Origin of the sequence: Aestuariivirga sp. (assembly GCF_046294715.1) — a bacterium.
In the GTDB taxonomy this organism is placed as follows: domain Bacteria; phylum Pseudomonadota; class Alphaproteobacteria; order Rhizobiales; family Aestuariivirgaceae; genus Aestuariivirga.
On sequence record NZ_JBKBKI010000006.1, the window covers coordinates 43,881 to 57,073 of the forward strand.

Here is a 13,193-nt window from a genome sequence, read left to right on the forward strand (position 1 = left end):
CTGGTGGCATCTTGGTTCATCCCGATTCCGTTCTCGCCGAAATAGATCAACAATTTCCTCAGAGCGTCGAACGCGTTTGCGAACTGTTGCGCTTTCCCAGCGTCGCCATGGACCCGGCGCACCACGGCGATTGCCGCAGGGCCGCCGAATGGCTGGTGCGCGACCTGAAGTCCATGGGTTTCGAGGCGGGCCTTCGCAGCACGACGGGCCAGCCCCTGGTTGTGGCCAGCTACGTGCCGCCGGGCGGTGGGCGGGCGGCCCCGCATATCCTGTTCTATGGCCATTACGACGTTCAGCCCGCCGATCCGCTCGAATTGTGGACATCCGCCCCCTTCGAGCCAGAGATCCGGAAGGGCAAGGGCGGCCAGAAAGCCATCTTTGCGCGCGGCGCCTGTGACGACAAGGGCCAATTGATGACCTTCCTGGAAGCCAGCCGCGCCTGGCTCAAGGTTCACGGCAGGCTGCCGTTCCGCCTCACCGTGATGATCGAGGGCGACGAGGAGGGCGATGCCAGCCATCTCGACACCTTCCTGAAGGGCAACGCCGCGGATTTCCCGGTCGATGCCGCCTTCATCTGCGACACCGAGATGTGGGACGAGAAGACCCCGGCCATCAACACGAGGCTCCGCGGCTGCATCAGCGACGAGGTGACGGTCACCGGTCCGCGGGTCGATCTTCACTCCGGCTATTACGGCGGCCCGGCCCAGAACCCGATCCGGGTGCTGAGCCGCATCCTGGCGGCGATCCATGATGCCAGGGGCCGCATCACCATCCCGGGCTTCTACGACGGGGTGAAGCCCCTTCCTCCGAAGCTCCGCAAGCAGTGGGAGGCGCTGAACTTCCCGGCGAAGCAGTTTCTGGGCGACGTCGGCCTTTCCATTCCCGCGGGGGAGCAGGGCTATTCCGCGCTGGAGCAGATGTGGGCCAGGCCCACGGCGGAGGTGAACGGCATCTTCGGCGGCTACAGGGGGCCGGGCAGGAAGACCGTCCTCCCGGCGGAGGCCACCGCCAAGCTCAGCTTCCGTCTGGTCGAGGGGCAGGACCCGCGGAAGATCCGCAAGGCCTTCCGCAAATTCGTCCGGGACCGGCTCCCGCCGGACTGCAAGGCCCGCTTCCAGGACGGCGGAGGGGATTCGACCGGCATCGCCGTCTCCGAGACGACGCCGTGGATCGCCGCGGCGCGGCGCGCGCTGAAGGATGAGTTCGGCCGCGAGGCCGTGCTGGTGGGGGGCGGCTTCTCGATCCCCGTGGTCGAATCCTTCAAGAAGCACCTGAAGGTGGACAGCGTGCTCGTCGGCTTTTCGCAGGCCGAATTCGGCGCCCATTCACCGGACGAGAGATACGACATCGAAAGCCTGCGCCGCGGCATCCGCAGCTGGGCCCGCATCATCGCGCAATTTGCAGAAGAGTGACCGACCGACATGACCGAACTGAACGCCGTGCTCGAGACAGCCGCCCGTGACTTCGACAACAGCCTCGAGCGCCTCTTCAGGCTGGTGCGCATCCCTTCGATCTCGACCGATCCCGCCCATGCGGGCGATTGCGAGAAGGCCGCACAGGCGATCGTCGATGATCTGAAGTCCCTGGGCTTCACGGCCGAGGCCCGCATGACGCCGGGCCGCCCCATGGTGGTGGCGCACTACACGCCCAAGGAGGCGACGCGGAAGACGCCGCATCTCCTCTTCTACGGACACTATGACGTGCAGCCCGCGGACCCTCTCGAACTCTGGGAAACGCCTCCCTTCGAGCCCATGGTGAAGAAGGCGAAGAACGGCGTGCAGCGCATGTACGGGCGCGGCACGGCGGACGACAAGGGCCAGTTCATGACCTTCATCGAGGCGGCCCGCGCCTGGATCTCCGCCACCGGCTCGCTTCCGATCAGGGCCACCTTCCTGATCGAAGGCGAGGAGGAATCGGGCTCGCCCTCGCTCGTGCCCTTCCTCAAGGCCAACCGGAAGGAGCTTTCCTGCGACGCCGCCTTCGTGTGCGACACCAACATGTGGGATGCCAAGACGCCCGCCATCACCACGAGGCTCCGCGGCCTCGTGCACGAGGAGATCACCATCACCGGCCCCAGGATCGATCTCCATTCCGGCATGTATGGTGGCCCCGCGATGAACCCGATCCGGGTGCTGAGCAAGGTGATCGCCGCGCTTCACGACAGGAACGGCAAGGTGACGATTCCGGGCTTCTACGACGGCGTCTCGGACCTGCCGAAGGCCACGAAGAAGCAGTGGCAGTCGCTCGATTTCTCGGATGCGAAGTTCCTGAAGGAGGTTGGCCTCAGGGAGCCTGCTGGCGAAAAGGGAAAGAGCGTGCTGGAGCAGGTGTGGGCGCGGCCCACGGCGGAGGTGAACGGCATCTGGGGCGGCTATACTGGCGTGGGCACCAAGACGGTGCTCCCCTCCCAGGCCCACGCCAAGTTCACCTTCCGGCTCGTCGGCAAGCAGGACCCCGACAAGGTGCTGAGGGCGTTCCAGCGCTTCGTGAAGGGGTTGATCCCGAAGGACTGCAGGGTGGAATTCTCCGGAAAGGGCGGCGGCAGCCCGGCGACCGAGATCGCCGAGGACAACCCCTTCATCGCCCGCTCCGCCAAGGCGCTGAAGGACGAGTTCCGGCGCGACGCGGTGCTGATGGGTTCCGGCGGCTCGATCCCCATCTGCCGCTTCTTCAAGGACATTCTCGGCATGGATTCGATTCTCGTGGGCTTCGGCCTCAACGACGATGCGATCCACAGCCCCAACGAGAAGTACGACGTGGAGAGCTACCGGCGCGGCATCCGGAGCTGGGTGCGCATCATGGGCGAACTCGGGAAGTGATCGCCCAGCTCGCTATCGGCACGATCGTCATCGTGCTCAATGCCATCGTCCAGGGCGAGATGTTCGCCGCCTTCTCGCGGCGGATGGAAAAGACCATGCTGATCCTTCGCCACCGCCTGCACCGCTTCGCCAACACCGGCGCAATCGTGCTTGGCGTCCTGTTCGTGATGCTGGTGCTGAGCGTGCAGGTTTGGATCTGGGCCGGCGCCTTCCTTCTCGTCGGGGCCTTCGATGCGCTCGAGCCTGCTCTTTATTTCTCGCTCGTCGCCTACAGCACGGTGGGCTTTGGCGACATCACGCTGGGCCACGAATGGCGACTGCTCTCCGGCCTGACGGCAGCCAACGGCTTTCTGAGCTTCGGCTGGTCCACGGCTCACATGGTGGAACTGGTGCGGCGCACGGCCTGAGGAAGGCAGTGGGGCGGGCTTATCCGATCTTGAACCGGCGAATGTGCTCGGGCGGCGTCAGTCCCGGCATCAGGCGCGGGTCGTCGACCGGCGACAGCACCTGCTGCCGCACCGGGATGACGCCCGCCCAGACGGGAAGCGCGTAGTCTTCCTCGTCGTCTCCCGGCGGGCCGCTCCTGACCTTGGCGGATGCCTCGTCGAGGGAGAGCGAGAGCACGGTGGTGGCCTTCAGCTCCTGCGCCGTCATCTGGCGCAGCATGTCCCAGCGGCCCGGCCACAGCCCTTCCGTGAAGGCCCTGAGGCGGGCTTCCTTCTCCGCCGGATCGGAAACCTTCCGCGCCGTGCCGAACACCATCACCGAGCGATAGTTGCAGCTGTGGTTGAAGGCCGAGCGCGCCATCACGAACCCGTCGATGATCGAGACGGTGAGGCAGACCTGCGCCTCCTCGCACGCCTCGAGCATGCGGCTTGCCGATGAGCCGTGCCAGTAGACGTGGCCGCCCTCGCGCCACTGCAGCGTCGGCGTCGCGTAGGGTGCGCCGCCGAAGACGTAGCCCACGGTGCAGATCGGCATCGCGTCCAGTATGCCGTGCACCGTCTCTTCGTCGTATCGGGCACGCTTGTTGAGGCGCTTCACGCGGGTTCTCTCCGTCGGGGCATCCATTCTCGTCACTCCGGTTGTGCACCCCGAATGCCCGCTGTATGGTCTAGCGGAAAGGACCAAGAACAGCCGCAATGAGCAGACCACTTCTCGGCACCTCGGCCAGCGAGATCGGCATCGACCGGGAAGACCGCGAGCCCATCCAGCAGCAGATCGCCCGTCAGGTGCGGGCGCTGGTGCTGAGCGGCAGGCTGAAGCCGCAGACGAAGCTGCCCTCCACCCGCGCCCTTTCCGAGGAACTCGGCGTCGCCCGCGCCACGGTGGTCGAGGCCTATGAGCAGCTCTTGAGCGAGGGCTATCTCGAAACCCGTTCGGGCTCCGGCACCCGGGTTGCGGCGGAACTGCCGGAAACGCTCCTCACGGCGCCGCCGCGCGAGGCGGCGCGGGCCGTTCCTCGCCTGGCCTTCTCCCGCGAGCCGGCGCGGCCATTCCGTTCCGGCCTCGTCGACTGGGAGAACTTCCCGCACGAAGACTGGGGCAGGCTCCTGGGGCGGTTCTGGCGAAACCCTCCCATCGCGCTCCTCGAGCACAACGACGCCTTCGGCTGGATGCCGCTGCGCGAGGCGATCGCCCGACATCTCTACGAATGGCGCGGCATCGGCTGCACGGCCGAGGAGGTGGTCGTCACCGCCGGCGGGCTCGATGCCTTCGACCTGATCGGCAGGGCGGTGCTGAAGACGGGCGACAGCGTGTGGTTCGAGGAGCCGGGCTACCCCACGGCGCGCCGCATCTTCTCGCTTGGCGGCGTCTCCGCCGTGCCCGTGCCCGTCGACGCCGAGGGGCTGGTGGTGGCCGCGGGGCGGGAGCGGGCGCCAAAGGCCCGCGCCGCCTTCGTGACGCCGGCGCGGCAATACCCGACGGGCGTCACCATGCCGCTCGCCCGCCGCCTCGAACTGCTCGACTGGGCGGCGGAGGCCAAGGCCATCGTCATCGAGGACGATTACGACAGCGAATACCGCTATGTCGGGAAGCCGCTTCCCGCCCTCATGAGCCTCGATGCCAACGCCAGCGTGATCTACACCGGCACCTTTTCCAAGGTGTTCTCGCCCATCGTCAGGCTGGGTTACATCGTGGTGCCGAAACGGCTCGTCGCCCGCTTCCGCGAGGAGCGCCTCTCGCACGGGGCGCCGCCCTCGCTGATGGCCCAGCCGGCTCTCGCCGAATTCATGAACTCCGGCGCCTTCGCCGTCCATATCCGCCGCATGCGGCGCATCTATGCGGCCCGCCGCCGCGCCCTCATCGAGGCGCTGAAGCCCGCCCACGGCAGGCTCTATGAAATCGACGCGCCGCCGGCCGGGCTGATGCTGCTGCTGCGCCTCGGAGGCCGTGTGAGTGACGAGCAGGCGGCGCGCAAGCTGGAGCGCCGCGGCATCGAGGTGCAGTCGCTGTCGAGCCATTATGGCGGAGAAGACCGCCGCCAGGGTCTGCTCCTGAGTTTCGCCGGCTTCACCGAGGCCGAACTGCAAAAAGCCGCCGCAACACTGATCGAGGCCCTGTCATGACCGATGCCGCACGCGCCTGTGCGTTCCGCTGGGTGGAGGAGAACCATCCGCAGTGGTCGGCGTGGAATTCCCACATCTGGCATCTCGCCGAAACCGCCTGGCGCGAATACCGCTCCGCCGCCTGGTACGTGGCGAAGCTGAAGGAGGAGGGGTTCACCGTGGAGGAAGGCTCGGGCGGCATGCCGACGGCCTTCTCCGCCACATGGTCGAATGGCCCCGGACCCACGATCATGGCCTATGCCGAGTACGACGCGGTTCCGGGCAACTGCCAGGCGGCCGTGCCGTGGCGCCAGCCGCGCCAGGGCCTTTCGCGCTTCGCCGGCGGCCACACCGACCCGCATTCCGCACTCGGCATGGGCTCGCTCGTCGGCGCTCTCGCGGCCAAGGAGGCGATGCAGAAGCACGGCATAACGGGCACGATCCGGTTCATGGGGGAGCCCGCCGAGAAGGTGAGGGGCTCCAAGCCCATCCACGCGGCCAGGGGCTATTATGACGGGCTCGACGCCATCATCTCCTTTCACCCCTTCTACATGCTGCCGCTGTGCAACACGGCGCGCTGGGACACGCATTGCGGTCCCTATTACGCCGCGGTCTACGAGTTCCTGTGCGAGCGGCCCGAGACATGGCTCGAGGGCGCGGTAACGGACGCGGCGGGAGCCCCGATCCCCGCCGCCCACACGGCGGCCCGCGCCCCCGGCGCCAATGATGCGGTGGTGGCCATGTACACGCTCTCCAAGATGATGCGTGACCACATGCTGCCGCACACCGGCACCTGGACGCTGAACGAGACGATCCTCGCGAGCGGCCAGGCGACGGCCGACAATCTCGCCGCCCAGATGGCGCTCATCATGTTCGCCGCCCGCGCCCCGGACGTGGCGATGCTGAAGAAGATCTACGCCGTGCTCGACCGCAATGCCGAGGCTGCCGCCGCCGCCGCGCACTGCACGGTGAAGCGGCACTGGGTATCGAAGTCGAAGCCGGGGCTTGCCAACCATGCGATGGCGGAGATCACCTTCCGCAATCTCGAGCGCGCCGGTGCGCCGCGCTACGGCGAGGATGCGACGGCGCTGGCCCGGCAGCTCCAGAAGGAGCTGGGCCTCGAACCGATGGCCGAGCCTTTCGCCGACGAACTCGGCGTGCTCGTGCCGCCGCAGGAGGCGGAGCTGCGGCTGAGGAAGGATCTTCCATCCTGGCAGACGCATTACACCTCCGACGACTACACCGACATGACCTGGTTCGCGCCCACGGTGCGCTTCTACGTGGGTCGCGCCGTGCTCAAGGCGCCGCCGGGCTTTGCCTATCCCGAATGGGCGCTGAACGCGCTGGGCGGCATGCCGCCGGCGATCGATCCGACGGTGGAGACGGCGGCGAAGACCATCGCCGGAACGATCCTCGACCTGATGACGGACAAGACAGCGCTGGAGCGCGCGCAGCAGGAATTCCGGGAGCGGAGGGAGAAGGCGGAAGACCCGCACCCGTGGTGCGATTATGAGCCGCCCGTCGATTTCCCTTGGCCTGACTATGTCGAGACGCCGCGCGGGCGGGAATGGTGGATCCCGGCGAACGCCGCCGACCGCGCACTCGAACGCCGGTGAGCGGAACCCGCGGCGCCTTTTTGCGTGACATGCCTCGAACCAGCGGTCAAAACGCCCGCCAGGAGAACATCATGCGCCCCACCGTCCTGAGCTTTGCCGCCACCCTGTCCGTTTGCTTCGCCATCCTGGCACCTGCCGCCGAGGCCGGCGAGATCATGGTGATGAAGGCCTTCGCCCGCGCCTCCGCCACGCCGGTGGCGAAATCGGCTGCCGCCTATGTGAGCCTGATGAATCATGGGGCCGAGGCAGACCGCCTCGTCTCCGCCGCGAGCCCCGCCGCGAGATCCGCCGAGGTGCACAAGACCGAACTGGTCGACGGGGTGATGAAGATGATGGCGGCGGGCCCGCTCGAGCTGCCGGCCTACGGCACGCTGGAGATGAAGCCCGGCGGCTATCACCTCATGCTGATGGGGCTGAAGCAGCCGCTGAAGGAGGGCGAGATTCTCGAGTTGACGCTCACCTTCGAGAAGGCGGGGGCGCTGGAGGTGAAGGTGCCCGTCGGCTCCGTGGCCGAGGGCGGCCACGATCACGGCTCGGAGGGGATGGAGAGCTCCGAAGGCTCCGGCGGCTGAGGCGGCTCGCGCAGCGGCTTCAGCGCCGCGTCCTCCGAGCGGATGCGCCAGGCGAGCAGCGCGACATTGAGCGCTCCGAACAGCAGCGCGTACCACCACAGCCCGAAGGCCATGGGCAGAATGACGACTTCGGCCGCGACGACGAGATAATTGGCATGGCGGAGCCAGCTCGCCAGACCTTCGTCCGGCAGGTTCTCGCCCGGCACCACGATGATGCGGGTGGTCCACAGGCTGCCGAGCGCCGCCACGATCCAGCCGCGGCCCGCTTCCAGCACGACATAGGCATAGATCCAGGGGAGCGACACGAGGGGTGCCTGGTAAAGCACCAGGTACCACAGGCCGATGAGCCACAGCGCCTGAAGCGCCACCACGAAGCCGAAGCGGTTGGAGCCGACCTCGAAGCCGCCCTTCTCGATGAGGCGCTTGGTGTTGCGCATGGCGATATAGGCCTCGACCAGCCTTTGCAGGGTGACGAGCGACAGGATGGTGATGCTGAGCCACATGGTCCGGCCAGTCTAGGCGGATTCCGGCAGCGGATGAAAGGCCGTCTTGCGGAGGCCCTCCCCCCTCCGCCATAAGGAGCCACCACACGCGAGTGCCGACTTGGACATCACCCAGTTTTTCCTGCTCTTCGCCGGCGGCCTGCTGGCGGGCTTCATCAATGTCATGGCGGGCGGCGCGGGCTTCATGACTTTTCCCTTGCTGCTCGCGGCGGGGATGACGGAGATCGAGGCCAATGCCTCGAACTTCGTGGCGGTGCTGCCGGCCAATGTGGTGGGAAGCGTCGTCTACCGCCGGGAACTGGCGAAAGTGCGCAGGCACCTGGGGCTCAGGCTGGGGCTGGCCGCGGCAGGGGGCCTGTTGGGTTCTTTCATTCTCATTTCGACGGGCCAGGAGGCATTCCGGGCAGTGATCCCGTGGCTCCTCCTCTTCGCGACCCTGTCTTTCGCGCTGGGGCCATGGCTCAAGAACAAGCTCGAGCGCGACTTCGCCTTCGACGGCAGCCGCTGGCTGTGGCTGTCCTTCTTGCTCGAGTTCCTGGTCTTCGTCTATGGCGGCTATTTCGGGCTGGGCATGGGGATCGTCATGTTCGCCATCTATGCGATCTTCTCGCAGATGACCATCCACGAGGCCAACGCCATCCGCAACGTCACGATCACGCTGATGACGCTGATCTCGATCGCCATTTTCGCGCAGGCCGGGGTGATACGCTGGGTTCCCTCGCTGGTGATGATGGGGGGCGCCATGACGGGCGGCTACTTCACCGCGAAGATCGCCATGCGCGTGCCGCAGGTGGCGGTGCGCAGGGGCATCCTCGTCTGGGCCGTCTGCCTCACCGCCCTGTCATTCTGGCGCTATCATTGATCCTTGCGCGAGCGGGCCCGGATCGCCTCGCGATGCGCCGCGTAGAGCCCGCTCGCCACGATCAGCACCATGCCGAGGATGGCGATCCGGTCCGGGAATTCGCCGAAGACCGCGATGCCCGAGATGATGGCAAAGACCATGATCGAATAGCGGAAGGGTGCCGTGCCGGAGAGTTCGCCGAGCCGCAGCGTCGCCACCATGAAGAGATAGCCCGATGAGAGGAAGACGGCGGCGAGCGCCAGCAGCGCCAATTGCCACGGCTCCGGCCATTGCGCGCCCTCCGCCAGGGAGAGCAGCGCGCCCCCGGCCGTGACGAATCCCGCATTGCCGAGCGCCACCACGAAGGTGGGAATGCGCGCCGGGATGCGCTTCGTCAGGATGTCGCGGATCGCCACCGCGAAGACGATGAGGAGTGCGAGAAGCTCATAGGCGTTGAAGCTCGACACGGAGGGCCTGACGATCATCAGCACGCCGATGAACCCGCCGAAGATGGCCGACATCCGCCGCCAGCCCACCTGCTCCTTGAGGAAGACCATGGAGAGGAGGGCGACGGCCAGCGGCACCGCCTGCATCACCGCCGTGAGGTTGGCGATCTGCATGTGCATGAGGGCGGTGACGAAGGCGACCGTGGCGATGAGGTCGAACGTGCTGCGCAGCAGCACGCTGCGCTGTCCGATCTTGGGAAGTTCGGGGAGAAGCCCCTGCCAGGCGCAGATCGCCCCGATCAGCAGCATGGTGATCGCGCCGCGCACCATGATGATCTCGCCCACCGGCAGGCTCTTGCCCACGAGCTTCACGATCGTGTCGTTGGCCACGAAGGAGCCCATGGCGAGCACCATGAAGAGCCCGGCGCGAAGCGCGATGTTCTGGGGCAGGCGGAGCATGCCGGAAAGCACTAGCCCGGCAGGGCGGGGCGTCACAATGCCCGGCGCGCGGGGAAGCCCTGCGTCAGCCGCCCGTGACGGACATGTGGCGGGCGACGGCGGGCCGGTTGTGCCGCCGGTCGATGACGAAGTCGTGGCCCTTGGGCTTGCGCGAGATTGCCTCGTCGATGGCTTCGTTGAGGGGCTCGTTGCCCTCGGAGGCGCGCAGCGGCGCCCGGAGATCCGCCGCATCCTCCTGGCCGAGGCACATGTAGAGCGTGCCGGTGCAGGTGAGCCGCACACGGTTGCAGCTCTCGCAGAAATTATGCGTCAGCGGCGTGATGAAGCCGAGCCGCCCGCCCGTCTCCTTCACCCGCACATAACGCGCCGGGCCGCCCGTCTTGTAGGGTATGTCCTCCAGCGTGAACTGGTCCATCAGCCCGGCGCGCACCACCGAGAGCGGCAGGTACTGCTCGGTGCGGTCGCCGTCGATGTCGCCCAGGGGCATGGTCTCGATCAGCGTCAGGTCCATGCCTTCGCCATGCGCCCAGCGGATCATCTCGGGGATCTCGGCGTCGTTGACGCCCTTCAGCGCCACGGCGTTGATCTTGATCGCAAGTCCGGCGGCCTGCGCCGCACGGATGCCATCCTTCACCTTGGCGAGCTCGCCCCACCGGGTGATGCGGCGGAACTTCGCATCGTCCAGCGTGTCGACCGAGACGTTGATGCGCCGCACGCCATGGGCCGCGAGCTCGGCGGAATATTTCGCGAGCTGCGAGCCGTTGGTGGTGAGGGTGAGTTCCTCGAGCGCCCCGCTCCTCAGATGCCGGCCGAGGCTCTCGACCAGCGTCATGATGCCCTTGCGCACGAGCGGCTCTCCGCCTGTGAGGCGAAGCTTCCTCACGCCCTTCTCGATGAAGGCGGTGCAGACGCGGTCCAGCTCCTCGAGCGAGAGCAGGTCCTTCTTCGGCAGGAAGGTCATGTCTTCCGCCATGCAGTAGACGCAGCGGAAGTCGCAGCGGTCGGTCACCGACACGCGGAGATAGGTCACGTGTCGGCCGAAGGGATCGATCAGGGGGGGCTGCTGCATCATGCGTTATATCTGGCCATATACATCGAAAAGGTCAACCGGGCGAATGCGCGCGCTTCAGCTCCTCGGTGCCGGGCAGGAACATGGCGAGAAGGCCGATCGCAGGCAGGAAGGAGCAGAGCTGGAAGACGAAGCCGATCGAGGTCAGGTCGGCGAGGATGCCGAGCCCGGCCGCACCCGCCGCCCCGATGCCGAAGGCCACGCCGAAGAACAGCCCCGAAATCAGGCCCACGCGACCGGGCAGCAGCTCCTGAGCGTAGACCAGCATGGCGGAGAAGGCGGAAGCCAGGATGAAGCCGATGGGGATCGAGAGCACCACCGCCCAGAAGTGGTTGGCATAAGGCAGGAGCAGCGTGAAGGGGAGCGCCCCCAGCACCGAGAACCAGATCACCGCCTTCCGTCCGATCCGGTCGCCGATGGGGCCGCCGAGCATCGTGCCCGCCGCGAAGGCCGCGAGGTAGACGAAAAGGTCCACCTGCGCTTCCTCCGGCGAAAGCCCGAACCGGTCGATGAGGTAGAAGGTGTAGAAGCTGCTCAGGCTCGAGGTGTAGACGAACTTCGAGAACATCAGGCAGAGCAGGATCACGAGCGAGGTGACGATGACGCGCCGCGGCAGCGCCTTGGCCGGCGCGGGTGCGCGCCCGCCCCCGGCCTTGGGCGAAAGATGGTGCGCATACCAGTTCGCCGCATAGCTGAGGATCGCCACCGAGAGGAGTGCGAGCGCCGCGAACCAGGCCACGCTGCCCTGGCCGTGGGGAATGACGAAGAAGGCGGCCAGCAACGGCCCGATCGATGTGCCGAAATTCCCGCCGAGCTGGAACAGCGATTGCGCATAGCCGTAGCGCCCCCCGGAGGAGAGCCGCGCCAGCCGCGAGGCCTCCGGGTGGAAGACCGACGAGCCGAGCCCGATCAGCATGGCGCCGAGCAGGATCGTCGCATAGCTTCCGGCGAGCCCAAGCACCACGAGCCCCACCAGCGTGAGGGCGGGCGCGAAGGGCAGGGAGAAGGGGACGGGCCGCTTGTCCGTGTAGAACCCGACGACCGGCTGCAGCACCGAGGCGATGGCCTGGAAGGCGAGCGTGATGAACCCCACCTGCGCGAAGCTCAGGGCGTGCAGGTCGCGCAGCAGGGGATAGATCGACAGCAGCAGCGCCTGCAGCGTGTCGTTGATGAGGTGGCCCGCAGCGACGGCAAAGAGCACGGCATGGGCGGCGCCCTCTGCGCGGGCGGGGGTGATGTGGGTAGTGGCCATGAGTTGCTGGACTACCGAAAAATCGAGGTTCCCGCCAATGTTCTCACCACAGGGAAGCCATGCCCGTGCCCGGGTGGTTTCAGCCTGCACGCATTCCGAGCAGCCAGTCCTTGAACGTCTGCAGCGCCTCTGGAGGCTTGCCGCCGGCGCTCGCCGGCTCGACGATGCTGTAGGAGAAATCGTCCTTTATGGCGGTGTCGAAGAGCTGCACCAGCCGCCCGCTCTCGAGATCGTCGGCGATGAGCGAGCGCGGGCAGAGGGCGATGCCCTGGCCCGCCAGGGCGGCGGCGCGCAGCAGGTTGAAGTCCTGGAAGATCGGCCCGGGCGCGGGGCCCGCATGCTTGAGCCCCGCCTTGCGCATCCAGTTCTGCCAGTCCACCCGGTCGGTATCGTGGAGTAGGGGCTTTCCCATGATCGACTGGGGCGTGTCGAAGGGTCCCTCGCGCTCGAGATAGATCGGGTTGCAGACGGGAACCGTGCTGCCCGGAAGGAGCTTCGTGCTGCGGCAGCCCTCCCATTCGCCTGGCCCCCAGAGCACTGCGATATCCACCTCGTCGAAGTCGATCTTCTGGTCGATGAAGGCATAGACGACCTTCACCGACACTTCCGGGTGCGCCCGGAAGAACTGCGACAGGCGCGGGATGAGCCAGATCGTGGCGAAGGAGGGGAGAGCGGCGATGGTGAGCGCCGGCCCGGTCTCGCTCTGCTGCAGCCTCCGGCAGGCCGCGGCCATGATGTCGAAGGCTTCCGCCAGCGCCCGCGCCAGTTCCTGTCCCTTCGGCGTGGGAATGGTCTGCCGCCCGAGCCGGTCGAAGAGCGAGAGGCCGAACCACTGTTCGAGCTGCCGCACCTGGTGGCTCACCGCCGACTGCGTGACCTTCAGCTCTTCCGCCGCGCGCGAGAAGCTTTCCGACCGGGCCGCCGCCTCGAAGCAGCGCAAGGCATTGAGCGAGGGGAGGCGCGACACCTACAGACTCCATGAGAAATTCTCATGGAGTATGTGAGGGATCATCTTTTGACACAAGCCCCCATCCAAGGGACTGATCAGTCACGTTCCAACCGGAGAA

13 protein-coding genes are annotated in these 13,193 nt (G+C 66.9%); 7 read left to right on the forward strand and 6 right to left on the reverse strand.

What is annotated here, in order from left to right; genetic code table 11:
* Window positions 1-11 precede the first annotated feature (11 nt).
* Genes ACK4HL_RS06195 through ACK4HL_RS06205 form a run of 3 tightly spaced genes read left to right on the forward strand, consistent with a single transcriptional unit; the run spans window position 12 to window position 3,226 of the window.
* Complete coding sequence (locus ACK4HL_RS06195; RefSeq protein ID WP_409757281.1) at window positions 12-1,412, forward strand: M20/M25/M40 family metallo-hydrolase; 1,401 nt, start codon at window positions 12-14, stop codon at window positions 1,410-1,412.
* A 9-nt stretch (window positions 1,413-1,421) separates the two neighbouring features.
* Window positions 1,422-2,819, forward strand: a complete 1,398-nt coding sequence (locus ACK4HL_RS06200; RefSeq protein WP_409757284.1) for a M20/M25/M40 family metallo-hydrolase — start codon at window positions 1,422-1,424, stop codon at window positions 2,817-2,819.
* Window positions 2,816-3,226: an ion channel gene (locus tag ACK4HL_RS06205; RefSeq protein WP_409757287.1), complete on the forward strand. Its 411-nt coding sequence runs from the start codon at window positions 2,816-2,818 to the stop codon at window positions 3,224-3,226. Before ACK4HL_RS06200 ends, ACK4HL_RS06205 begins: the two co-directional genes overlap by 4 nt.
* A gap of 19 nt (window positions 3,227-3,245) precedes the next feature.
* On the opposite strand, the gene ACK4HL_RS06210 is transcribed toward ACK4HL_RS06205, so the two are convergent.
* Window positions 3,246-3,890: a pyridoxamine 5'-phosphate oxidase family protein gene (locus ACK4HL_RS06210; protein WP_409757290.1), complete on the reverse strand. Its 645-nt coding sequence runs from the start codon at window positions 3,888-3,890 to the stop codon at window positions 3,246-3,248.
* Between the two features lie 71 nt (window positions 3,891-3,961).
* Between ACK4HL_RS06210 and ACK4HL_RS06215 the strand changes: the two genes are divergently transcribed.
* The 3 genes from ACK4HL_RS06215 (at window position 3,962) to ACK4HL_RS06225 (ending at window position 7,556) form a co-directional block, all read left to right on the forward strand.
* A complete protein-coding gene (locus tag ACK4HL_RS06215) occupies window positions 3,962-5,389 on the forward strand; it encodes a PLP-dependent aminotransferase family protein (protein ID WP_409757293.1) in 1,428 nt (475 codons plus the stop codon).
* Complete coding sequence (locus ACK4HL_RS06220; RefSeq protein WP_409757296.1) at window positions 5,386-6,984, forward strand: M20/M25/M40 family metallo-hydrolase; 1,599 nt, start codon at window positions 5,386-5,388, stop codon at window positions 6,982-6,984. Before ACK4HL_RS06215 ends, ACK4HL_RS06220 begins: the two co-directional genes overlap by 4 nt.
* 71 nt (window positions 6,985-7,055) lie before the next feature.
* A complete protein-coding gene (locus tag ACK4HL_RS06225; protein ID WP_409757299.1) occupies window positions 7,056-7,556 on the forward strand; it encodes a copper chaperone PCu(A)C in 501 nt (166 codons plus the stop codon).
* On the opposite strand, the gene ACK4HL_RS06230 is transcribed toward ACK4HL_RS06225, so the two are convergent.
* Window positions 7,511-8,059, reverse strand: coding sequence for an isoprenylcysteine carboxylmethyltransferase family protein (locus ACK4HL_RS06230; protein ID WP_409757302.1), 549 nt, complete (start codon window positions 8,057-8,059; stop codon window positions 7,511-7,513). The two genes, ACK4HL_RS06225 and ACK4HL_RS06230, sit on opposite strands and share 46 nt — an antisense overlap.
* A gap of 100 nt (window positions 8,060-8,159) precedes the next feature.
* Here ACK4HL_RS06230 and ACK4HL_RS06235 point away from each other — a divergent pair, with 100 nt between their 5' ends.
* On the forward strand, window positions 8,160-8,921 hold the full coding sequence (locus ACK4HL_RS06235) for a sulfite exporter TauE/SafE family protein (protein ID WP_409757305.1): 762 nt from the start codon (window positions 8,160-8,162) through the stop codon (window positions 8,919-8,921).
* Here ACK4HL_RS06235 and ACK4HL_RS06240 read toward each other — a convergent pair.
* The 4 genes from ACK4HL_RS06240 to gcvA all read right to left on the reverse strand — a co-directional run bounded on the left by ACK4HL_RS06240 (window position 8,915) and on the right by gcvA (window position 13,093).
* Complete coding sequence (locus tag ACK4HL_RS06240; RefSeq protein WP_409757308.1) at window positions 8,915-9,805, reverse strand: DMT family transporter; 891 nt, start codon at window positions 9,803-9,805, stop codon at window positions 8,915-8,917. The two genes, ACK4HL_RS06235 and ACK4HL_RS06240, sit on opposite strands and share 7 nt — an antisense overlap.
* A gap of 64 nt (window positions 9,806-9,869) precedes the next feature.
* Window positions 9,870-10,874, reverse strand: a complete 1,005-nt coding sequence (gene moaA / locus ACK4HL_RS06245; protein WP_409757608.1) for a GTP 3',8-cyclase MoaA — start codon at window positions 10,872-10,874, stop codon at window positions 9,870-9,872.
* 34 nt (window positions 10,875-10,908) lie between these two features.
* Entirely contained in the window at window positions 10,909-12,126 is a 1,218-nt protein-coding gene (locus ACK4HL_RS06250; RefSeq protein ID WP_409757311.1) for an MFS transporter, read from the reverse strand.
* A gap of 79 nt (window positions 12,127-12,205) precedes the next feature.
* Window positions 12,206-13,093 (reverse strand): transcriptional regulator GcvA, encoded by an 888-nt coding sequence (gene gcvA, locus ACK4HL_RS06255; RefSeq protein WP_409757314.1) that lies wholly within the window; start codon window positions 13,091-13,093, stop codon window positions 12,206-12,208.
* Window positions 13,094-13,193 lie beyond the last annotated feature (100 nt).